Here is a 21,370-nt window from a genome sequence, read left to right on the forward strand (position 1 = left end):
TTATGGCAAAACTAAAAATATTTGGAAAAGCCAATCCTGTGGTTGGTACTAAAGAATTTTACTCAATTAAAGATCTTTTTGGAAATTTAGCTTCTGCTCAATTCAACGAACCAAATTTTGAAAGCATATCAGATGATCAGGTAAAATGGAGTGTCTGGGTATTAAACGGTAAAACCTGGAAAAAAACTACTGAAAATAATGAAACCGGCATAACAGTATGTTATATGTTTTCTCAAAAAAGTTTAAAGAGAAAAAGCATAAGAATGCTCGTTGAAGTCAATGGCGAAAAAGCAGTTCTTGATATTGTAACACAAAAAGCATCTCAAGGAAAAATACTGCATGTAGATTTATTAGACAATAATTATAATAAACCTGTCAGACCATTTGCTTATGGCGACTGGATTATTGCACGTGTACATTGTGTTGATATGGAGCTGATGCCTGTAAAGGTAACTTTATGGGAAGACGACGGCGATAAAGCCAAACAAAATTCAACAAATGTAAAAATAGAGATTAAGAAAGGCGATGTATTAAACGGCAAGGCCGATGTTGCTTTTTATCTGGATCCAAGTCATAAATGGCTTGCAAATGCTAAACTGGCTCCCGGAGATGAAAACGAAGGAGAATTTCATGAATATTATGTAACAGCAGAAATTTTTGAAAAAGTCTCTAAAAGAATTGCCAGTAAAAATACCAATGTGCCAAACCCTGATTATAAAAAAGAACCAGAAGCAAAAAAACAAACTCCGGCAGAACAAAAAGGACCGTCTAAAAAAGAAACCAAAAAGATAGCCCTGTCAGACAAAAAAGTTCAGGATTATCATGAGCAGAAAATTGTTGTGAAAAATGAGATCTCTAAAAATCCTGTCTGGGAAAAGATTAATAGTCTGATGATGGTTGATGTTGGGGATTCTATTTGGAATAAGAATCAAGAAAAACATATCTGTCCCAATTGTCTTAAAGATATTACTTTGCATCAATTTAATTTAATGTTTCCTAATTCTACAAATTTGTTTAATAAAGGGGAAAATGGGCTTTCTAATACAACGTTACAAGAGTTTATTAATGCATTGAATTCAACCTTAAAAGAATTTAAAATAAATACTTGTACTAGAAAAGCATTTTTTCTTGCTCAAATAACAAGAGAGACGGGAGACTTTACTAGAATTGATGAAAATCTAAATTATAAAACGGAAAAAGCATTACACAATTTTTGGTCTAAAGGCAGTCATCCATTGTTGTATTCCCAAGCGACTGCTTTTTTTGATGCCCCTGAAAAGTTAGGTAATTATGTTTATAGAGATATTGGAGAGAATGGTAATGAAAATAGTGGAGATGGATATAAGTTTAGAGGACGAGGATTAATACAAATAACTAGAAAAAAAGGTTATCGAAGATTTGGGGAATATTGTGGTATAAATTTAACAACTAATCCTGACTTATTATTAAATGATTTGAATCTATTGGTACGTTCAGCTGGGTGGTATTGGCAGCAAGGAGTTCTTTTGAAAGATGGTTCAGAAAAAGATATAAATACCATTGCAGATCTTGAAGATTTTACGAAAACAACGAATCTAGTTCATGGTTCTACTTCCGACGTGAAGCAACGTGAAAATATTCTAAATAAAATAAAGTATGTTCTTAAAACTGATCAATGTAAAAAAACAACAGTTGAAATATTATCTGATGCTGATGTTGAATATCATATTTTTTATACTGGTATTTTAAAATATAAAGTACAAAATGAAAAAAGAGAGAATGCATCTTACTATTATCACGATAGTTCGGCTACTGTACATGAAATTGGAAAATATGAATTAAAAAAAATAAGTGACAATTATGGAGGTCAGTATAAAGATAGATTAGGAAGCTCTAACATTTATTTGTTTGATATTAGAAATCTAAATAACTATCATCGAGGTAATATTAAATTTACTTTAAAAATGAACCCAGGGACAGATAGGTTTTATATGAATGATGTTACTGTTGCTTCATTTATAGGAGCAATGTTGGATTGTAGTTTTACAGATTTTATCTTCAATGGATTTAGTGATCACTTAGGTCGCTCTATTGGCAATAGTAAATCTCATAAAAATGGTATGAATGGAGATCTTAGATACTTAAGAAAAGATAAATCAGGAAAGAATGTCCATTTGTCTTTAGAATCTGAATTAGGAGATCCGTGTGGATGGAAAGGGATGGATGAAAAAAGACAAAATGAATTTAATGATGCATTATTTAAATATGGATGGAAAAATATGCTTTCATGGAAGTATAATAAAAAGCTATTACATCATTCAATACATTATGAAGATCACCATCATCACTTACACATACAATCTTTTGAACCTAATTTAAAAAAAATAAAATGAGATTTTTTAAAATTATAACAATCTGTTTTTTGGGATATTTGATAATTTCTTGTAAAAGAGACAATAGTAAGAAAAATGAAATTACTAAAGAAATAAAAAGTAAATCTGTTACAGATACTTTAATAACTGACATTGATTTAAAAAAAATAGGAAAAGAAATAGCAGGAAGAGAAAAAAAGGACATGATAGACAAATATTATTATGCTATAAACAGAGAAGTTGAAAGACCTGAAATGGCAGATTCATTTATGTCAAATATTGATTCATTGTTTAAAATTTATCATTATAAAGTATTTGTTATAAATAGTATAAAAATTAATTCTTATGTTGTTAAAATACTTTTTGAAGATGCTCAATATATATCAATACTTTTAATACTGAATAAAGAAAATTATCCCAACAATTGTTTAGTAGTTTATGAAAATTTAAAATCAGAAGTAAACTATAATTGTTATTCTAAAATTACGAACAATATAATAACTATTAATAAAGTTGGCAATTCAAAAAAAACAATCGAAAAGTATATTATAGAACAGAATAATTTTTTAGAATATTTTGAAAATTCACAAATTGATATTCCAAAATGGGGACAAGAAGAAATTATTTATACAAAAGACGGACAAGATTCTACATATGAATATCAGTATATATTGGAAGGGAAAATAAAAAATCACCTTAAGCATGGTGTTTGGGATGAGAAGAAATACATTCTCCAATACAACAAATCTGTTTGGCTTCATGGTGAATATATAAATGGCTTAAGAAATGGTGAATGGATTTATGATGAAGGAGATCCATTTAGTAAAACGGAAGTCTATGATATGGGAAAACTAATAAAAATATATTAATTAAAAACTTCCTCCGCTACCTTAGCGCTGGCAGGCTGATCATTTTCTCATCTAGTGTGAGCGTCACGCTTGTAATAATTAGTTTTGAATAGATTTCTGAAAAATATTAAATTAATAATTTAGATTGTGTTCATGAGCGAGATTCTCGCGTTAGCATGGGGTGGAGATTGGAAAAGTTTTATTGATAAACCTCACTTTGAAATGACATTTGGAAAAACAACTCAAGATTTAAGAGAATTGCTTGAAATTCACAATGATTATACTAAGATTCCTTTGTAATTAAAAATTTATGAAAAAAATAGAAAATTTAATTTTTTTAATTGTATTGATAGTGTTGTGTTCTTGTAAACACAAAGAAGAATATCAATACAAAAGCACTATGGTGAAGAAAGATTCTCTACTATTAATTAAAGATACAGCTATATATGGAGAATCATCTGAGGGAACAGAAGCTAAACTATTTAAAAAATTATACAGTTGCGATTCTATAATGAATATAGAAACTTTTGGAGAAATGGGCAATTCAAAATACATATTTAGATTTAATAAAAAAATATTATATGTAAGGCATATTACAAATCATTACCAAGAGCCTATTTATATGAATTCAACTCCCAAAATAATAAAAAAGGATACAGTAATATTAAACAATTCTAACAGAAATAAGTTTACAGCTCTTTTTTACGAATATAAAAGCTATTTTATTAAATCAAAAAACAAAAAAGATAAGAATTTTTTAAATCAAAAGTGGTATGGAACATATTTATTTACCATGAATGAGGATAGTGATGATTGGCGAGACTTACATGATATTTCCATTACCATAAATAAAGATTCTTTAATTTATTCCGCTAAAGGATTTCAGTTATATCAATTGTATAACCTCTCTGTAGTTGAAAAAAATGACACATTAAGATTAACATTTGAAAAAGATTTAAATAATACAAATAGTTGGGCGTTGAAAAAAACTAAAAATTTTGGAATAATTACTTTTAACAATGGGTGCTATAAATGGGTATGTCCATATATTGATATTAGCTTTAATAATGGAAAAAATAGTACTTACATTTTAAAGAAAGAATAAAAAAGGATCTTCTAAAAAAGAAATCAGAGTACTTACCTTTATTTTTTATTATGAAGAATAGATCTTCCAAAAATTGAGGGTCTTAGTTTTAGCGAAGACACAAGAATTAAAGCCTTGTATTGTTATTATGCTGCAAAAATTGACAAAAATTATATGTTTTCCTTTTTTCCAAAATTGGATGATGAGAAATTAGAAGAAGAATTCAAAAGAAACAACTACTAAAACATTCCCGATTTTAAAGAATTATTTGAAGATACTAAAAATGGTGGTATTGGTTTACCTATGTAAAAGTTAAGTTTATGCTTTTCAATCTCTGAACTATGCACGAACAAGACAGTTCTCGTCAGCGGGGTAAGCTTTAGGAAGCGTGGGTGCGCTGTTAAGGTTCGTACAAATTATACGAAAAAAATATTGCATTGAAACAAAATAATTGTACTTTTGTCATATTATTGACAATTAAAAATTTGTCAATCTGTTGGGGTTTTCAAAAAAAGAAAACCCGATAGTTGGTAGCTATCGAGTTTTTTAGAAAATTACAGCATCCTTTCAAATAACTGTTGGATTAGTATTATGACTGCGTTTTTAAAAACGAATACTAACCACTTACGTACGAACCCTGCCATCCTAGATGGCTTTGCGGGTTCTCGAGAAATAAAACTCATATTGTTACGTATATCTTCATACGCTTAATGTCTTTGTTGATTACAAATATACTTCATTCTTCTTTTGTATACAAGGTTTCAATATTTGCTAAGTGCCGTACTTATTAACATTGGCGTACAAATTATACGTTTCTTTTGATTTATTAAAGGGAGTGTTTTGAGATAGATATGATATATTGTAGTATCTATTTTGCAATTTTTGTATTTTAATAAAATATAGTCTTTTAGTTGTTGATAACTTCTCTTTATTTTTTTAGAATATTTTTTTCTTCATCCGAATATTTACTTTTTTTTTGGTTTTCTAAACTGCAATATCATATAGTTGGATTCGATCACGCAAATTTATTTCCGATAGCGCGGATTTGTAATCCGTGCCCACAAAGTAAAACATCCTAACTTTTTATAGTTGCTTTCGTTGCATGAAAAAATTGCAAATCTGAATTATTGTGATTTTAAATGTTTAATAAAATTATCCAATAAACCTTGAATTTGCTGACTAGCAACAGGATTTACAGAATGTACATTAAATTTTAAATTCTGTAAATCAATTCCAGATTCATAAACCAGCCATTTGGCGCAAGCGTAAACATCTTCAGCAACTTGATGATTTGTGTCGAGACCTAAATCATTATCAAAACTAATTAACTCAGGAAGTCCTTTTTCTAGAATTACTTTTTTAAAATCATTGAAATTTCTAACAACAACGAAATCGTCATTAGTTAATTTTTTGTAAACCATGTTTACATCTTTAATATCGTCAAGAAAAAGTTTGTATGGCATTTTCAATTTTTTAAAAATTACATAATATTTTGTCATTTCGAAGAACGAGAAATCACACTAGTAATTCCACACAGAATATTGACAATCTTTATAGAGTTCCGAGTGCGATTTCTCCTTCGTCGAAATGACAAGCTTTGCGGTTAAAAAACTAAAGCACCCTATAAACAGGATACTGCATATGCGCTTTTTCATAATAAGCAGAATGCTTGTAAATCCAATCCAATTGTGCTTCGGCGTTTTTAGCAAACTCGCGGTCGTTTTGTTTTTTAGTTTCTAATTCTGCATTTAGAGCTGGATTTTCTTTTAAAAGTTGTCCGGCAGTATCTTCAAAAATATATTCAGAATAATGTTCTTTTTGCTGTAAAATTGGGTCGAAGAAATTCCAGTTAAAAAACGAATCAACACCTTCTGGTTCAAAAGCTTCTACGATATATTTTACGCCTTTTTGGTTCGTTGGCACGATGTAATCACCTTTGGCGAAAGCCATTTTAACGATTTTAGAAGTTACGGTTGTGTTTCTGTGTAAATAATGCCCTTCGTAAGCAGAGGGAACCGTTTTAAAATCGGCAATTCTGTAGCTTTCGACTTCTATAATTGTATCGTTTTTAATTTGTTTAAACGAGATATTGTTGTTTTTCAAAAGATCAATAATATTCCAATATCCTCTCGGCACAATATAAGCTGTAGGAATCACAACTTCTTTAATTGATTTGAATTCTTTAATGTACGGAACGTCTTTTTTGTACGGTTTTGTGCGGTCGTAATACAAACGATTTCCTGTTGTAGCGTCGCTTTTTTTGTAACCCGCTTCATATCCTAAAAACGAAAAGGTGGTGGCTTTTGTGCTGTCTAATTCCCATTTTAAAGTGTATGATTTTTTTGGCTGATATTGCTCTAAATTTTTTACTCTTAAATTTTTAATTTTTTGATAATTTGCATCGGTAAAATCCAAAGTCGATTTCATGTATTCGTAGGTCATTTTTACACGTTCGGCATATTTTTTCAGCATGTGCGTTTCTACCACAAAACCAATTGTATTAAACAGCGAAGTATAACCCGTTGTATATCGCGGACTATCGACAAACTGCCCAAAACCTTTGTCTGGAGTATCTTTAAAAGAATCGACATAAGGCGTAGTTTCGATTTTCTTTTTCTGAAGATCTTTTACCAAAGCCGGCATCATTTCGTTGTTCATAAAATCACCCAAAACCGTTCCCAGTTTATTATGCTGTGTCATGATATACGTCAATTTGTATTGATAATCAGAACCGTTGCTTACGTGATTGTCGATAAAAACATCGGCATTTATTTTCTGGAAAATCTCCACAAAACTTTTTGTGTTTCGGGTATCTGACTTCATTAAATCACGGTTCAAATCGTAGTTTCTGGCATTTCCTCTAAATCCATAAATCTCTGGCCCGTCTTGGTTGGTACGCGTTGTCGAATTTCGGTTTAAAGCACCGCCAATATTATAAACTGGAATGGTAACCAAAACGGTATTTTTTGGTGCTTTCATTTTTCCTGTTGCCAAATCTCTGTAAAACTGCATTGTTGCGTCAATTCCGTCTGGTTCTCCAGCGTGGATTCCGTTATTAACGAATAAAACGGCTTTTGTTTTCTGTATTTTATCAAAATCAAATTCCTTGTCAGGATTAAAGGTGATCATGTGCAGAGGTTCTCCAGAATCTGTCAGTCCCATTTCCTTCATTTGAATGGTTGGAAAATCAGCTGCAAGCATTTTAAAATAAGCAATTGTTTCCTGATACGAAGCAGATTGATTTCCGTTTCCTTTCTCAAAAAACGTATCGTATTTTTTAGTGTTTTGTGCAGTAATGGTTATAGTGAGAAGTGAAAAAAGAAATGTAAAAAGTTTCATGGTTTTGGTTTTATAGTAAATCAAATATATAGTTTTTTGTTTCAAGTTTCAGGTTTCAAGTTTGATGTGCGTCGTGTTTTTTTAACCGCAAAGAGCGCAAAGGGTTACGCAAAGTTCGCAAAGTTTATGTTCAAGGCATTGCGAACTTTGCGTTTTTTAAAACCTAGTATATATAATTCCTTGCGCTCTTTGCGGTTAAATAAACTTGAAACCTGAAACAAGAAAAACTTGAAACAACTTTTTTGACTACTTTTGCAAAATGAATAAAAATCACCATTCCAACAATATACTTTCGAATTTAGGGATTCAGAGCCTGAACGAAATGCAGGAAACTGCTCAGGATGTAATTCTGAACGATAATAACGTTTTACTGCTTTCGCCAACGGGATCAGGAAAAACGCTGGCATTTTTGCTTCCGGTTTTAGAATTATTACAGCCTGAAATTCTTTCGGTTCAATGTTTAATTTTGGTTCCGTCGCGCGAATTGGGACTTCAGATTGAACAGGTTTGGAAGAAAATGGGAACGCAGTACAAAGTAAACATTTGTTACGGCGGACACTCTATTGATACTGAAATCAAAAATTTAAGCAATCCTCCGGCAGTTTTAATTGGAACGCCTGGAAGAATTGCCGATCATATTGACAGAGAAACTTTTAGAACTGATAAAATTCAGACTTTAATTTTAGATGAATTTGACAAATCGCTTCAATTAGGGTTTCACGAGCAGATGTCCTTTATTATTGGCAGATTACCAAAAGTAAATAAACGGGTTTTGGTTTCAGCAACTTCTGATATTGAAATTCCAAAATATACACGAGTGGTAAACCCAACGGTTTTGGATTTTATTCCGGAAGAAGAGGAGAAAGCAAATCTTTCGATGAAAATGATTGTTTCGCCAAGTAAAGATAAATTAGAAAGCTTGTTTAATTTAATCTGCTCTTTAAAATCAGAGTCGGCTATTATTTTTTGTAATCATCGTGATGCTGCAGAACGCATCAGTGACACTTTGAACGAAAAAGGCATTTATGCTACTTATTATCATGGCGGAATGGATCAGGACGAACGTGAACGTGCTTTGATTCAGTTTAGAAACGGAAGCATCAGCTACCTCATTACAACAGATCTTGCCGCACGCGGACTGGATATTCCTGAAATGAAACATGTTATTCATTATCATTTACCTTTAAAAGAAGACGAGTTTACGCATCGTAACGGACGTACAGCACGTATGCAGGCAACAGGAACGGCTTATATTATTGTTCACGAAAGTGAGAAAAAACTAGATTATATCGATTATGATATGCAGGTTTTAGACGTTAAAAATATAACGTCGCTGCCTAAACCTCCGCAATTTCAAACTATATACATTAGCGGTGGTAAAAAGACAAAATTAAATAAGTTTGATATCGTAGGTTTCTTTTCTCAAAAAGGGAAATTAGAAAAAGACGATTTAGGACTTATCGAAGTAAAAGATTTTGTTTCGTTTGCAGCAGTAAAATTCGGTAAGGTAAAAGATCTGCTGAAAGCGGTAAAAGATGAAAAAATGAAGGGTAAAAAATTTAAAATTGAAGTTGCCCGCAACGTTATAAAGAAAGAAGAAGATAAAAATAAGAAATTTTAGCCTTTTTGAGATAGCTGTACAGAGTTATGGTTTGGTTTATGTGCTTGTAAATCAGTTTTTTATAATTTACTGAAGAAGATTAACAATTTTGTGTTAAAAAAATAATGATTTGATAGGTGTTTTTTCAATATTTCTGTGTTTTTTTGTTGCAGTAAAATTGTAACCCCAAATTCACTATGAAAAAGATTATTACCATTGCCATTTTGTTCTTTAGTTTTGTTTCGTTTGCGCAAATTAAAGTTATTGAAACAGTTCCTGTAGAAAAATTAGGAAAAGTAAATAATAACTACATTCAGAAAATTGGAGACGAATATACAGTGTATTACACTAGTATTTTAAACGATGATGATTCTTCACCTTTAAGAAAATTTAGTTTCAAAAATGTTAATAATGATTATACTAATCTTTACAACATTATCGTAGGTGGTTTTACAGCTGCTCCGTTATATGACATTAAATTAGAATTGCCAAACAACTACATCTGGTTACACTACACAGGAAACGTTGTTCCAGACAAAGCTACAGTTCAGTTCATGGTTTCCAGCAAAGACAGAGATTCTGCTACAAACAGCGTTTCTGAGCCATTCGTAAAAGATCAAATCAATAAATTATTCCAAAAATAATTCTTTTTTAGGTTCAAAGCCTCAGAGAAACAAAGGGACAAAGTTTTTTTTAACATATCTCTTATTAGTATAAAAAAAAGCTGCTCATATTGAGCAGCTTTTTTTATTTTAGGTAAAGGTTCAGAGGTTTAATTTCAATTTAAAACTTTGAACCTTTGTTACTTTGTCTCTCAAAAACTATATCTTTTTCACATACTGCGTAATAATCACAATCTGCTGTCCATCAACTTTTCCTTCGATGTATTCAGCGTTTTCGTGGTCTAAACGAATATTACGAACAGCAGTTCCTTGTTTGGCAACCATGCTTGATCCTTTTACTTTTAGATCTTTAATTAAAACTACAGAATCTCCGTGTTGTAAAACCACGCCGTTACTGTCGCGGTGAACCAGTTTATTTTCGTCATCTTCGCCTTCTCCGGTTGCTTTTGCCCATTCAAGAGTATCTTCGTCTAAATACATCATATCAAGCAATTCCTGAGGCCATCCTGCAGCACGTAAACGGCTCAACATTCTCCAGGCTGCAACCTGAACCGGAATATTTTCGTTCCACATACTGTCATTAAGACATCTCCAGTGATTTAAATCGACATTGTCAGGGTTTTCAATTTGGTCAATACAGGTGTTACAGGCAAATACAGCTTCATCAATGCCTCCTTTTTTAGTTGGAAGTACTTGATAAACTTTTAAATTTTCTTCAGCGCCGCAAAGCTCACATTTAGATCCGCTTCGTTTGCTTAATTCTCTTTCGATACTCATTGTTTGGTGTTTATTTTAAAAATGCGAAATTACTTATAATTTGCTTCGCTGGCAAATTTATGCTTTTGATTGTTGTATATGCGATTGCTTGGTGTCTCGCAATGCCGTTTAGAGTTTTTATTTCTTAACCCGAACCGCATCCGGAACCAGCATTTCATATTCGCCTCCATGACGCAATACATCACGCACAATGCTCGAACTGATAAAAGAGGTACTTGCGGCTGTCAATAAGAAAACTGTTTCTATTTTAGAAAGTTTTCTGTTGGTATGTGCAATTGCTTTTTCAAATTCGAAATCGGCAGGGTTGCGCAGACCTCTTAAAATGAAATGAGCTTTTTGCTTTTTAGCCAAATCAATGGTTAAACCTTCATAAGTTATTACCGAAACTTTTGGCTCGTCTTTAAAAGTTTCTTCAATAAAGCGTTTTCTTTCTTCTAATGAAAACATGTATTTTTTTTCGGCGTTTACACCAATAGCAATTACAATTTCATCAAATAAAGGGATTCCTCTTTTGATAATATCTTCGTGTCCAAGTGTAATAGGATCAAATGATCCTGGAAATATGGCTTTTCTCATTTTTTTGAGGTTCTAAGGTTCTGATATTTTAAGTTGCTATACCAATAGTTATCGGGATTAAGCTTTGCTTTTGGAATTTGGATTTTTATTTTAGGTTATTCTAAGGGTTTTGATTGCTGGAACCCATTCATCTTTATGGCAGATTTCGCAGCTTGCGGTTCCTTTTTTTACTTCTTCTGTATGACCGCAGAAAGTACAGGCATAAATCCCGTCTGTTGCGATTATTTTACTTTTTTCATTAAATAAACCGGGTAAAATAGGCAGTCCGTGTTTCACTTCTTTATCTTCATAGAAAAACACACTTATTTCGCCGCTTGGTTCTATAAAAGCATGTTTTACCTGTCCTAAATGTTCGATTGATTTTACGCGGAGTTCAGAGAAAAATTCGTCTTGTGCCAAAGTTTCTTTTTTAAAACTCGATACAGAAAACTTACCGTCGTTGATTAAGCATTCGGTTTTGCCTTCTATAAACTCTTCAAATTTTTTGCTCTTTCCGGTAAGCCAGGTTACAGAACGATAAAGGGTAATAATTACCAAAAAAACAATTGCCGCAGGCACGATTCCAACATCTTCATAAAACATTGGGTCGCCCGCAGCAGAACCTAATGCAATGATAATTACGGTTTCGAAAATAGATAATTGTTTTACGCCTCGTTTACCGGCTAGTTTTAACGTTAGCAGTAAAATGGTAAACATTACTGTCGAACGAAATATTACTTCCAGAAGAAAAACCTCTGGCAGTTCGTTAAAAAAGAGCCTATTCCATTCGAAGATTTCTTTCATTTTTTTTAAGGTGCTAAGGTTCTAAGCTGCTAAGATTCTAAGGTTTTGACTTTACTTTGTTTAGTCTGATATTTATAGGTTTAAAAAATAAGGTGCTAAGATCTTATAACCTTAGCACCTTAGTATCTTAGAACCTTTATGCAAGCGATAATTCAATAGCATTTGTAAATAAATCTTCCAGAGAAATTCCGGCTGCTTTTGCTTGCTGCGGAATCAAACTTTCGGTTGTTAAACCCGGAATAGTGTTCATTTCAAGCATATACGGTTCGTTGTCTACAATGATGAATTCGCTTCGTGAGAATCCTTTCATTTTTAAAACTTCGTAAGCACGTTTTGCAGTTTCTCCCACTTTTTGAGTCAGCTCGTCTGAGATTCTCGCTGGTGTTATTTCTTGTGATTTTCCTTCGTATTTTGCCTCGTAATCGAAGAAATCATTGTCTGAAACAATTTCTGTAATTGGCAATACTTTGATTTCGCCTTTGTAATTGATTACGCCGACAGAAACTTCAGTTCCGTCAAGGAAACTTTCGATGATGATTTCGTTATCTTCTTTATACGCAACTTCAATTGCAATTGGAAGTTCGGCCTCAGATTTTACTTTAGAAATTCCGAAACTAGAACCCGCTTTGTTTGGTTTTACGAAACAAGGAAGCCCAACTTTTTTAACGATTTCGGCAGTATTGATTTCGTCGCCTTTGTTTAAGTAATAAGAAATTGCCGTTTTGATTCCGTATGGTTTTAAAACCGATAATAAATCTCTTTTATTAAATGTTAATGCCGATTGGTAATAATCGCATGAAGACTGCGGCAATCCAATTAATTCAAAATAAGCCTGCATTAATCCATCTTCGCCCGGAGTTCCGTGAATGGCATTGAAAACGCAGTCGAAAGTAATTTTTTCGCCGTTTACCGTTACAGAAAAATCGTTTCTGTCAATTGGAAATTCGGCGTCATTTGCGTCTACATAAACCCATTTCTCTTTAAAGATATGAATTCGGAATCCGTTGTATTTTGTTTTGTCAAGATATTGGTACACAACGTTTCCGCTGATAAGCGAAATTTTGTATTCGCTTGAATATCCGCCCATGATGATGGCAATGTTTTTCATTGACTTTTATTTATTTGTTTAATCGTTAATTTGTTTATTTTTTCTGCGCATTACACAAATCGCCGCAAATTGTTTTTTTTCAATCGGTTTATATCTGTGTCATCTGTGTGCCAATTACATTGAGCGCTCTCTAAGCTTGCGTTCCTGAAAAAGACTTTCCTGTTTTAAACAAAATTATCATTTTTTTTGAAATGAAATACTTTATCTTTGCGTTCATCTAAAAATAAATTTATGAGTTTACGTAAGTATTTAACCAGCCGTGTGTTTTTTTTACAAGTGTTAGGTGCAGCTGCTATTATTGCTGTTTTAGGATATTTGTTTATGCATTGGCTGACGTTTACAACTGATCACGGACACGAAATTGCGGTTCCGAATCTGGCCAGATTAACTGAAGAACAAGTTGAACAAAAACTAGACGAACTGGACTTAGATTATGTGCTTTTGGATAGTGTTGATTACAGAAGTGAATACCCGAAATTTAGTGTTGTAGAGCAGGATCCGCTGCCGGGAACTAAAGTAAAAGTAGGAAGAAAAATATATATTAAAATTAATTCGTCTGGATTCTCATCTGTTAAGATTCCTGATTTAATTGAAAAAACATATCGTGAAGCGGTTCCAACTTTAAAAGCTTTAGGACTTGAACCGGGAACGATTACGTATATTCCAAATCTTGGAAAAGATATGGTTCTTGAAATGCGTTACAAAGGCAGAAATTTAAAAGTAGGAGACCGTGTATTGAAAGCATCTAAAATTGATTTGGTTTTAGGTGACGGAAAAGCGAGTTATGTAGATGACAGCCAGGCAGACAGTACGACAGTGCCTGTAGAAACCCCACAAGATGAACAATAATATTGAAGAAAATTTAGATCTGGAAGACGAATTATTCGAACATTACAGATTTGAAGTCCCAAAAGGTCAGGCGTTTTTGCGTATTGACAAATATTTAATGTATTTGATTCCAAATGCCACACGAAATAAAATTCAGAATGCGGCAACAGACGGAAACATTTTTGTAAATGATATTCCGGTAAAATCAAATTATAAAGTAAAACCTTTTGATGTGATAACGATTATGTTGTCGCATCCGCCATTTGAAAATCATATTCTTCCAGAAGATATTCCGTTGAATATTGTTTATGAAGATGATGCTCTTTTGCTGATTAATAAAGAGCCGGGAATGGTTGTGCATCCGGGTCACGGAAATTATACAGGAACTCTTGTAAATGCTTTGGCGCATCATTTTGATAATCTGCCAATGAACAGCAGCGAGCGTCCAGGTTTGGTTCACAGAATTGATAAAGATACATCTGGACTTTTGGTTGTGGCTAAAACCGAAGCAGCAATGACGCATTTGGCAAAACAATTTGAAGCCAAAACAACAGAACGTGAATATATTGCCCTTGTTTGGGGAAATGTTGCTGCTGAGAGCGGTACAATTGAAGGAAATCTTGCCAGACATTTAAAAGACCGTATGCAGATGGCAGTTTTCGCTGATCCTGAGATTGGAAAACCTGCTATTACGCATTATAAAGTTTTGGAACGTTTTGGTTACGTAACTTTGATTTCCTGCAAATTAGAAACGGGTAGAACACACCAGATTCGCGCGCACATGAAACATATCGGTCACCCTTTATTTAATGATGAACGTTACGGCGGTCATTTGATTTTGAAAGGGACGACGTTTACAAAGTACAAACAGTTTATTGAAAATTGTTTTAAAGCATTACCACGTCAGGCACTGCATGCTAAAACACTTGGATTTGTTCATCCGAATACGGGAGAATTAATGCGTTTTGATACAGAACTGCCTCAGGATTTTCAGGATTGTATTGAGAAATGGCGTACGTATGTGAAATCGCATAATACAGAAGATGATAATTAGATAATTTGTCAATTAGAAAATTAGATAATTTCTTAATATTAAAAAAGCTCCCGATTGGGAGCTTTTTTTGTTTTTTACCTTTAAGATATTAAAGTTAGTTAAGTATACTTAATTAAACGGAATACCTTAATTGCCTTAATGTCTTAATGGTAAACCTAAACTTTTTTTTACAGCGTTTTAATGCTTAAATCAATTATTTTGACTTCTCCGTTGGTAAGGAAACCTAGTTTTCCTTTTTGACTTAAATTGCTTTTTTCAAGAGAACATTCCAGTGCTGTTTTGTTATCTACAGAAAAAAACAACTGATTATTTTGTACTTTAATTTTTATCGTATACCATTTGTTATTCTGCAATTCCAGATTTTTTTTAAACAATGTTGGTCCGCCACGTTTGCCATATTCGTCACTGTTTTTATGGTAAACGCCTTTTCCTATTACGATGTTCTGATCAATTTGATAAAGATAGGTTCTAATGTAATTTTCTTTATCTGAGTTTAACATGACTTCAAACAAAGATTCTTTGGTCATATTGACTTTAAAATTAATCTCGTAATTTTTTGGAAGCTGTTTTTTAGACATCAAAACACCCCAATGAGATGGGCCTCCGTTACCGATTAAGGTATCGTTTTTGCGAATCCATTCGTTTGAATTGATGCTCCAGTTTGATTTTAATTCTCCAGAATCTGAAAGCTTATATTCTTTCTTTACTGTTGAAATTGTGCCGGAACATGAAAACAGTAAAAACTGCAGGATCAATATTCCAATTATTTTGAGTTTCATTATGTTTTAATTTAATTCTGAATGGTATTTTATGTTACCAATTGATCCTGTTGGTGCTGGTAAAAGTTCAAATACCGAAGTAGGAGCAAGACCTTGTTCTATTCTGTGAGAAACATATAAAATCGTCACCTTTGTCTGCTGTTTTATGGTATTGATAAGCTGAATTACCAAATCGACATTTTCGTCGTCTAAACCTTCTACAGGTTCATCCAGAATTAATAAAGGCGGATGTTTTAAAACAGCACGAACAATTAAGGCAACTCTTTGCTGGCCCAGTGTTAAATCTATAAAACGTTTTTTTCTTAAATGGCTCATTTCAATTACCTCAAGCCATTGCGAAACTATATTTTGTTGATGTGTTGTCGGCTCAGTATAAAGTCCGATCTGATCGAAAAATCCAGAAAGAATCATTTGCTCCACAGTGTGGCCTTTTTGAAATAAATCCATCATAGAAGTTGTATAAATTCCGATTTGCTTTTTAATGTCCCAGACACTTTCTCCGGTGCCTTTTTTTCTTCCAAACAAATACAAATCCTGTCCAAATCCTTTTGGATTATCTCCTGTAATTAAGGATAAAATTGTGCTTTTTCCTGAGCCATTCGGGCCAATTAACTGCCAGAATTCACCTTGTTTTATAGTCCACGAAATATTGTCTATAATTTTTCTTTCATCATAACTAACCGAAATATTTTCCAGTTTTATTAATACACTTTCGTGAAAAGAATGCGGTTCAATCGCTTTTGGAATTGCCGCTGTATTTAAGGTTTTAAAATGATTTTCGGTTTTTGAAATTGGGTGAAACTCAAAAGTATTATCTTTAATTAGTGCTTTATTAGGCACAAATTCAAGAACATCAACTACACGGTTCAAAAGCTGAATTATGGCAATATCCTGGATTAAATCTTTTAAAGAATCGGCTAAAATTACTCTCGAAGCCTGATCTAAATGATCAAACGGATTATCAAAAATGATAAAATCCGGTTTTTGATTAATGCAGTATTTTAAAAATTCTTTTTTGCGTTCTCCAGATGAAAAAGTTCGTAATTGCCTGTGCGATTCTGGAGAAGCTTCTACGCTGTCGTATTGGTATTCTTTTTCAATGAATTTTTCGATTGCGATATCAGAGAACAAAATTCCTTTTTGATTATTAAAAACGGCTAATTCTCCTTTTGCTTCGCCGTTAAGTATGCTGTCTATAAAAGCTTTTTTATCTACCTGATTAGATAAAAGTATATCCCAGTGCTGCATTTTTGTGTTTTCTATTTTTTAAACTGTTTTAAGCATTTTTAACACATAGTAACATAGCTTTTTGAAACTTAAATAAAGGCGTTTCACTTGCATTAACAAACATAGTTTGCTATGTGTTAGAAGCGTGCTTCTTTTTATGCTCTTTTATACACAATAAAAATCTATGTTTCTTATGTGTTATAAAAAGAGATTATTGTCTTTCTTTAGTTGCCATTTCGCGGTCATTTCTGGACCATTCACTCCATGAACCTACATAAAGCTTTGGAATTTCAATTCCGGCATAATCCATTGCTAAAAGCGTATGACAGGCCGTAACACCTGAACCGCAATGTACGATTATATTTTCGGATGGTTTGTTTTTTAGAACAGAGTTGTATTTTTCGGCTAAAATTTCTGCTGGTTTAAAAAGACCGTTTTCATCCAGGTTTTCACTAAACGGAACATTTACAGCTCCGGGAATATGTCCGGCGATTAAATCTAAAGGTTCTGTAAGCCCGTCAAAACGATTTTTATCTCTCACATCGATTACGATATTCTCACTGTTATTTCGAACTTTTTCTACTTCTTCAATATCGGCAGTTTTTAATTTCCATTCTGAAACGGGATATTTTTCGGCTGCTTCAAAAGTTTCGATTTCTGAACTCACAGGAAAACCCGCTTTTACAGCTTCTTGTAAACCTCCATTTACAACCTGAACTTTTTCGTGTCCTGCAGCTCTCAGCATCCACCAAAATCTTGAAGCAGCGTTTGAGGCGTTTTTATCATCGTAAATTATAATATGAGAAGAAGGTGAAATGCCGAGTTTAGAAAGTACTTCAGAAAATTTAGAAAAAGACGGCAGCGGATGTCTTCCGCCATTTGCCGGATCTTCAACTGCTGCTAAATCTTTATTTAAATCAACATAACGAGCACCTTTTAAATGCTCTTTATTATAGTTTTCTTCGGCATTAATTCCTGCTCTGGCATCGATTAAAATGATTTCTGACGGATTTAATTTTAATAATTCGTCTGTATTGATGATAGAAGAAAGTTTTACAGCCATTTTATTTAATTTTTTTAGAATTCCCCAGCCAAAGCAATTCATTAAGAATTAATTGGTTTTGTGTTTTATTATCAAAAGTGTAGGAAAGTGTTTTATTGGTTTTGCCTTCGTAATCAATATCATTATGCCCCATATTTACATAGAACATTTTATATTTTGTATTGGTCCAGACTACAGGATAATAACCGCTGTGCCAGATTTCGTGTGCTTTTGGCCCGGTTCCTAAAGGGAAACTGCTTTCGTCTATTGCCAAAAGAATTTTTATATCTGGATTTTTGGTTAAATCATTGCTCCATCTGTACCATTCGTTTGGTGCCGAAGTAAAAGTTTTAGGAAGGTTTTTAGTTGCCGGATGCTGGTTTTCGACTCTTAAAACCGCCGATGTTGGTTTCCAGGTATTACTTCCGTATTCGCCGGAACCCAAAAATGTATTGTGATACCAATCCCAATTTTGCGGATAACTTGAATCTTTTAAAGCAAAGGCAGAAAAATGGAATCCGATAAAACCGCCGCCATTTTCCATGTATTTTCGAAAAGCTTCACGCTGTTCTGGAGCTTCAGGTCTTGTATCTAAAAATAGAACAACCTGATAATCGGCTAAAAAATTTGCATTTAAATTATTCCAATTGCTTGTAGAATCGTAAACAAAATGATTTTCCTGAGCAATTTTTGGAAACCATTTATTGGCTTCATGCACAAAACTTATATGCGCCTGATCGTTTTTGGCAGTATAAAAAGCAATAACCTTAAACTTCGTTTTTTCTTTTTTATGCTGAGAAAATCCTGTAAAACAAACTAAAAAAAGCATCAAAAAGATACCTTTTTTAGCTGTTGAATAAATTGAATTAAAATTTGTCATTTTAGAATTTATTCTGGAATTTTCTCGATTAAAATTTCATTTTCAGCACTGTCAAAATACGTGCAGGTCATTTCGATAATATCAACTCTCCATTTTGCAATACCGCATTGTCCTGCATGATTACAGAAAGTTAAGTAATCTGTTTCACCCTGCTGATGTTTTACAAGAAATTCAATAAAAAGCTCTTTATTGACCGTTGCCGCAACTGAAATAAGATTATATTTTTCGTCAGATGTAACGATATAGCCATTTACACCATAGTATTCAACGTGTCCGTCATTCACAAAAGTGTCATAACCTTTTACACCCAGAATAATTAAATCTTGTATATAATTTGGAAAATCAGCACCGCTTTTTACTTTAGAATGTGCTTCTTTGATTTGGTCGATTGTAAACATATTATTTTAATTTTAGATTAGTTATATAGGTTTCCAGCGCAATTGCCTTGCATTGAAAAAAAATTATTGTTTCAAAAATACGATTAATGGTTTTATAAATTGATCGAAAGATTCGATGTGAGGTAAATGTCCTGTATTTGGAATCTTCACTAATTTCGAATTTGGAATTGCTTTTTGAGTTTTTTTGCCCAGTTCAGCATAATTTCCCATTGTTTTTCTCACTTCTTCAGAAACTAACGGTTTTCCAATTGCTGTTTTGTCTCTTGTTCCGATGATTAAAAGCGTTGGACTTTTGATGTTTTTAAATTCGTATAAAACAGGCTGCGTAAAAATCATGTCATACATCAAAGCCGAATTCCAGGCCACTTTATTGTAATCCGGATCTGTTGTCCAGCCGGCGCCGAGCTCTGCCCATTTTTGGTAATCAGCATTCCATTTTCCATCATAATAATTTTCCATTTGGTATTTTTTGATGCCTTCATAATTTTGCTTTAATTCAGATTCGTACCACCAATCGACGGGTTTGTATGGAACTACAAGTTTCCAGTCTTCAAGACCAATTGGGTTTTCGAGAACTAATTTTTCAGCTGTTTCAGGATACATCAAAGTAAATCTTGCGGCTAACATTCCGCCCATAGAATGGCCTAAAATGGTAGTTTTTGCAATACCTAAATGATCGAGTAATTTTTTAGTGTTTTCTGCAAACTGCTGGAACGTATATTGAAAATTATCCGGTTTTGATGATTTTCCAAAACCAATCTGATCCGGAACAATAACACGAAAACCTTCTTTTGTAAGTGCTTTTATTGTAGTTTCCCAATAAGCACCGTTAAAGTTTTTTCCGTGAAAAAGAACGATGTTTTTATTGTTGTAATTATCGGGTTTTATATCCATATACGCCATTTTTAAATTTTGACGCTGAATATTCAATTCTAAAAACTGAACTGAAAATGGATAATCGTAATTTGTTAAATTTATGTCTAACGATTTTATTTTTTCTTTCTGAGAGAAAGAAAACAGCGGTAACAAAAGTATTAATGCCTGAATAATTTTCATTTTGACGCTTTTTTTGGGTTAAGAATTATAAAATTACGTCATGCATTTTTAAAAGCAAGAATTTAAATCTTAAAATTATCAGAAAAAATGTGAATCTACTTTTTAAGCGTTACAACCCGCTGTGGATAGGGAATGTCGATTCCTGATTCATCAAAACGTTTCTTGATACTTTGCAGTAAATCGCAGTACATCACAAAACCATCTGTAGAATTTTTTGCCCAGGCCCATGCTTTTAAAGTTACGCTCGAATCTGCCAGAGCCACAACTCTTGCTGTCACCAAAGATGTTTTTGCTTTTTTATTTTCGGCAGTTCTGGTATCAATAAAAAGAGGATGTTTAGCAATTTCATCTTGCATTATTTCAAGGGCTTTTTCAACATCAGATTCGTAACCAATACCTATTTCGATTATTTTACAGCATTTGGTGTCATGCATATTGGTATTTACAATAATTTGAGCGCTGATAACAGAGTTTGGAATTATAATTCGATTGTTTTCGGCATCTTTTAAAACGACCTGCCTTAGGTTGATATCTTCTACAGTACCTACAAAATTGTTGATCGTGATTTTATCGTTAATTCTAAAAGGTTTAAAAATCACCAAAAAAATACCGCTCACAATATTACTCAAAGCCTGTTGCGAAGCAAGACCGGCAACTAATGAAATAACTCCTGCTCCCGCTAAAAACGAATGCCCGATAATTTTAAATTCTGGAATTTGAATTAAAGCAAAAGCAAAACCCAGAATATAAATTACAGTTATAATTAAATGTTTTAAGAACTTAAATCCCGTGGCATCATATTCTTTATTAGTTAGTTTTCGGTACAAAAAATAACGTAACAATTTGTCTGTTACTGCTCCCAGAATAATGGTTGTAATGGCTATTATAAAAATAATGATGCCTATTCTAAAGTCTTTTGCAAAGTCGAACATACCTTTTTACTATTTTAAATTGATGCTTAACAAAGTTATTGTTATTAGCGAAAATACCCGATATCAAAGTAATAATTTTAAGATT

At 32.8% G+C, this 21,370-nt stretch carries 21 protein-coding genes; 8 read left to right on the plus strand and 13 right to left on the minus strand.

Features of this window, described 5'->3' with window-relative positions:
• The first annotated feature begins 2 nt into the window (after window positions 1-2).
• The 4 genes from FJOH_RS13525 to FJOH_RS13535 all read left to right on the plus strand — a co-directional run bounded on the left by FJOH_RS13525 (window position 3) and on the right by FJOH_RS13535 (window position 4,304).
• Window positions 3-2,372 carry a glycoside hydrolase family 19 protein gene (locus FJOH_RS13525; protein WP_012024674.1) on the plus strand — a complete coding sequence of 790 codons (2,370 nt, stop codon included), beginning with the start codon at window positions 3-5 and terminating at the stop codon, window positions 2,370-2,372.
• On the plus strand, window positions 2,369-3,220 hold the full coding sequence (locus FJOH_RS13530) for a hypothetical protein (RefSeq protein ID WP_012024675.1): 852 nt from the start codon (window positions 2,369-2,371) through the stop codon (window positions 3,218-3,220). The genes FJOH_RS13525 and FJOH_RS13530 overlap by 4 nt, the downstream gene beginning before the upstream one ends.
• A 132-nt stretch (window positions 3,221-3,352) precedes the next feature.
• A complete protein-coding gene (locus FJOH_RS26545) occupies window positions 3,353-3,499 on the plus strand; it encodes a M15 family metallopeptidase (RefSeq protein WP_081432670.1) in 147 nt (48 codons plus the stop codon).
• A 10-nt stretch (window positions 3,500-3,509) separates the two neighbouring features.
• Entirely contained in the window at window positions 3,510-4,304 is a 795-nt protein-coding gene (locus FJOH_RS13535) for a hypothetical protein (protein ID WP_012024676.1), read from the plus strand.
• A 1,103-nt stretch (window positions 4,305-5,407) separates the two neighbouring features.
• On the opposite strand, the gene FJOH_RS13540 is transcribed toward FJOH_RS13535, so the two are convergent.
• Both FJOH_RS13540 and FJOH_RS13545 read right to left on the minus strand, forming a co-directional pair.
• Window positions 5,408-5,746, minus strand: a complete 339-nt coding sequence (locus FJOH_RS13540; RefSeq protein ID WP_044048308.1) for a cyclic-phosphate processing receiver domain-containing protein — start codon at window positions 5,744-5,746, stop codon at window positions 5,408-5,410.
• A 148-nt stretch (window positions 5,747-5,894) separates the two neighbouring features.
• Window positions 5,895-7,622 (minus strand): M14 family metallopeptidase, encoded by a 1,728-nt coding sequence (locus FJOH_RS13545; protein ID WP_012024678.1) that lies wholly within the window; start codon window positions 7,620-7,622, stop codon window positions 5,895-5,897.
• Between the two features lie 259 nt (window positions 7,623-7,881).
• Between FJOH_RS13545 and FJOH_RS13550 the strand changes: the two genes are divergently transcribed.
• Together FJOH_RS13550 and FJOH_RS13555 are read left to right on the plus strand one after the other, a co-directional pair.
• Window positions 7,882-9,243: a DEAD/DEAH box helicase gene (locus FJOH_RS13550; protein WP_012024679.1), complete on the plus strand. Its 1,362-nt coding sequence runs from the start codon at window positions 7,882-7,884 to the stop codon at window positions 9,241-9,243.
• A gap of 176 nt (window positions 9,244-9,419) precedes the next feature.
• The gene (locus FJOH_RS13555; protein ID WP_012024680.1) at window positions 9,420-9,866 is read left to right on the plus strand and encodes a hypothetical protein; all 447 of its coding nucleotides are present in this window, start codon (window positions 9,420-9,422) and stop codon (window positions 9,864-9,866) included.
• A 177-nt stretch (window positions 9,867-10,043) separates the two neighbouring features.
• Here FJOH_RS13555 and FJOH_RS13560 read toward each other — a convergent pair whose 3' ends face one another.
• The 4 genes from FJOH_RS13560 to FJOH_RS13575 all read right to left on the minus strand — a co-directional run bounded on the left by FJOH_RS13560 (window position 10,044) and on the right by FJOH_RS13575 (window position 13,089).
• On the minus strand, window positions 10,044-10,622 hold the full coding sequence (locus FJOH_RS13560) for a PhnA domain-containing protein (protein WP_012024681.1): 579 nt from the start codon (window positions 10,620-10,622) through the stop codon (window positions 10,044-10,046).
• A gap of 117 nt (window positions 10,623-10,739) precedes the next feature.
• A complete protein-coding gene (gene coaD, locus FJOH_RS13565; protein ID WP_012024682.1) occupies window positions 10,740-11,198 on the minus strand; it encodes a pantetheine-phosphate adenylyltransferase in 459 nt (152 codons plus the stop codon).
• A 90-nt stretch (window positions 11,199-11,288) separates the two neighbouring features.
• Window positions 11,289-11,981: a DUF421 domain-containing protein gene (locus FJOH_RS13570; RefSeq protein ID WP_012024683.1), complete on the minus strand. Its 693-nt coding sequence runs from the start codon at window positions 11,979-11,981 to the stop codon at window positions 11,289-11,291.
• 136 nt (window positions 11,982-12,117) lie between these two features.
• Window positions 12,118-13,089, minus strand: coding sequence for a D-alanine--D-alanine ligase (locus FJOH_RS13575; protein ID WP_012024684.1), 972 nt, complete (start codon window positions 13,087-13,089; stop codon window positions 12,118-12,120).
• A 231-nt stretch (window positions 13,090-13,320) separates the two neighbouring features.
• Between FJOH_RS13575 and FJOH_RS13580 the strand changes: the two genes are divergently transcribed.
• A complete protein-coding gene (locus tag FJOH_RS13580; RefSeq protein ID WP_012024685.1) occupies window positions 13,321-13,938 on the plus strand; it encodes a PASTA domain-containing protein in 618 nt (205 codons plus the stop codon).
• Complete coding sequence (locus FJOH_RS13585; RefSeq protein ID WP_012024686.1) at window positions 13,928-14,971, plus strand: RluA family pseudouridine synthase; 1,044 nt, start codon at window positions 13,928-13,930, stop codon at window positions 14,969-14,971. The genes FJOH_RS13580 and FJOH_RS13585 overlap by 11 nt, the downstream gene beginning before the upstream one ends.
• 167 nt (window positions 14,972-15,138) lie before the next feature.
• On the opposite strand, the gene FJOH_RS13590 is transcribed toward FJOH_RS13585, so the two are convergent.
• The 7 genes from FJOH_RS13590 to FJOH_RS13620 all read right to left on the minus strand — a co-directional run bounded on the left by FJOH_RS13590 (window position 15,139) and on the right by FJOH_RS13620 (window position 21,285).
• Window positions 15,139-15,750, minus strand: coding sequence for a family 16 glycoside hydrolase (locus FJOH_RS13590; RefSeq protein ID WP_012024687.1), 612 nt, complete (start codon window positions 15,748-15,750; stop codon window positions 15,139-15,141).
• A 6-nt stretch (window positions 15,751-15,756) separates the two neighbouring features.
• Window positions 15,757-16,998 carry an ATP-binding cassette domain-containing protein gene (locus FJOH_RS13595; protein WP_012024688.1) on the minus strand — a complete coding sequence of 414 codons (1,242 nt, stop codon included), beginning with the start codon at window positions 16,996-16,998 and terminating at the stop codon, window positions 15,757-15,759.
• 190 nt (window positions 16,999-17,188) lie between these two features.
• Window positions 17,189-18,040 (minus strand): sulfurtransferase, encoded by an 852-nt coding sequence (locus FJOH_RS13600; RefSeq protein WP_012024689.1) that lies wholly within the window; start codon window positions 18,038-18,040, stop codon window positions 17,189-17,191.
• A 1-nt stretch (window position 18,041) separates the two neighbouring features.
• On the minus strand, window positions 18,042-18,899 hold the full coding sequence (locus FJOH_RS13605; protein WP_200799109.1) for a ThuA domain-containing protein: 858 nt from the start codon (window positions 18,897-18,899) through the stop codon (window positions 18,042-18,044).
• Window positions 18,900-18,907: 8 nt separating this feature from the next.
• Window positions 18,908-19,297, minus strand: coding sequence for a DUF1398 domain-containing protein (locus tag FJOH_RS13610; protein WP_012024691.1), 390 nt, complete (start codon window positions 19,295-19,297; stop codon window positions 18,908-18,910).
• Between the two features lie 63 nt (window positions 19,298-19,360).
• Window positions 19,361-20,353 (minus strand): alpha/beta fold hydrolase, encoded by a 993-nt coding sequence (locus FJOH_RS13615; RefSeq protein WP_012024692.1) that lies wholly within the window; start codon window positions 20,351-20,353, stop codon window positions 19,361-19,363.
• Window positions 20,354-20,448: 95 nt separating this feature from the next.
• Window positions 20,449-21,285, minus strand: a complete 837-nt coding sequence (locus FJOH_RS13620; protein WP_012024693.1) for a mechanosensitive ion channel family protein — start codon at window positions 21,283-21,285, stop codon at window positions 20,449-20,451.
• Between the last annotated feature and the right edge of the window lie 85 nt (window positions 21,286-21,370).

This window comes from Flavobacterium johnsoniae UW101 (genome assembly GCF_000016645.1).
Classification (GTDB): domain Bacteria; phylum Bacteroidota; class Bacteroidia; order Flavobacteriales; family Flavobacteriaceae; genus Flavobacterium; species Flavobacterium johnsoniae.

What these genes read in the sequence shown, in the direction of transcription:
- FJOH_RS13525 (WP_012024674.1), top strand. Translation starts at nt 3, where the DNA reads ATGGCAAAACTAAAAATATTTGGAAAAGCCAATCCTGTGGTTGGTACT.
- FJOH_RS13530 (WP_012024675.1), top strand. Translation starts at nt 2,369, where the DNA reads ATGAGATTTTTTAAAATTATAACAATCTGTTTTTTGGGATATTTGATA.
- FJOH_RS26545 (WP_081432670.1), top strand. Translation starts at nt 3,353, where the DNA reads ATGAGCGAGATTCTCGCGTTAGCATGGGGTGGAGATTGGAAAAGTTTT.
- FJOH_RS13535 (WP_012024676.1), top strand. Translation starts at nt 3,510, where the DNA reads ATGAAAAAAATAGAAAATTTAATTTTTTTAATTGTATTGATAGTGTTG.
- FJOH_RS13540 (WP_044048308.1), bottom strand. Translation starts at nt 5,746, where the DNA reads ATGCCATACAAACTTTTTCTTGACGATATTAAAGATGTAAACATGGTT.
- FJOH_RS13545 (WP_012024678.1), bottom strand. Translation starts at nt 7,622, where the DNA reads ATGAAACTTTTTACATTTCTTTTTTCACTTCTCACTATAACCATTACT.
- FJOH_RS13550 (WP_012024679.1), top strand. Translation starts at nt 7,882, where the DNA reads ATGAATAAAAATCACCATTCCAACAATATACTTTCGAATTTAGGGATT.
- FJOH_RS13555 (WP_012024680.1), top strand. Translation starts at nt 9,420, where the DNA reads ATGAAAAAGATTATTACCATTGCCATTTTGTTCTTTAGTTTTGTTTCG.
- FJOH_RS13560 (WP_012024681.1), bottom strand. Translation starts at nt 10,622, where the DNA reads ATGAGTATCGAAAGAGAATTAAGCAAACGAAGCGGATCTAAATGTGAG.
- coaD (WP_012024682.1), bottom strand. Translation starts at nt 11,198, where the DNA reads ATGAGAAAAGCCATATTTCCAGGATCATTTGATCCTATTACACTTGGA.
- FJOH_RS13570 (WP_012024683.1), bottom strand. Translation starts at nt 11,981, where the DNA reads ATGAAAGAAATCTTCGAATGGAATAGGCTCTTTTTTAACGAACTGCCA.
- FJOH_RS13575 (WP_012024684.1), bottom strand. Translation starts at nt 13,089, where the DNA reads ATGAAAAACATTGCCATCATCATGGGCGGATATTCAAGCGAATACAAA.
- FJOH_RS13580 (WP_012024685.1), top strand. Translation starts at nt 13,321, where the DNA reads ATGAGTTTACGTAAGTATTTAACCAGCCGTGTGTTTTTTTTACAAGTG.
- FJOH_RS13585 (WP_012024686.1), top strand. Translation starts at nt 13,928, where the DNA reads ATGAACAATAATATTGAAGAAAATTTAGATCTGGAAGACGAATTATTC.
- FJOH_RS13590 (WP_012024687.1), bottom strand. Translation starts at nt 15,750, where the DNA reads ATGAAACTCAAAATAATTGGAATATTGATCCTGCAGTTTTTACTGTTT.
- FJOH_RS13595 (WP_012024688.1), bottom strand. Translation starts at nt 16,998, where the DNA reads ATGCAGCACTGGGATATACTTTTATCTAATCAGGTAGATAAAAAAGCT.
- FJOH_RS13600 (WP_012024689.1), bottom strand. Translation starts at nt 18,040, where the DNA reads ATGGCTGTAAAACTTTCTTCTATCATCAATACAGACGAATTATTAAAA.
- FJOH_RS13605 (WP_200799109.1), bottom strand. Translation starts at nt 18,899, where the DNA reads ATGACAAATTTTAATTCAATTTATTCAACAGCTAAAAAAGGTATCTTT.
- FJOH_RS13610 (WP_012024691.1), bottom strand. Translation starts at nt 19,297, where the DNA reads ATGTTTACAATCGACCAAATCAAAGAAGCACATTCTAAAGTAAAAAGC.
- FJOH_RS13615 (WP_012024692.1), bottom strand. Translation starts at nt 20,353, where the DNA reads ATGAAAATTATTCAGGCATTAATACTTTTGTTACCGCTGTTTTCTTTC.
- FJOH_RS13620 (WP_012024693.1), bottom strand. Translation starts at nt 21,285, where the DNA reads ATGTTCGACTTTGCAAAAGACTTTAGAATAGGCATCATTATTTTTATA.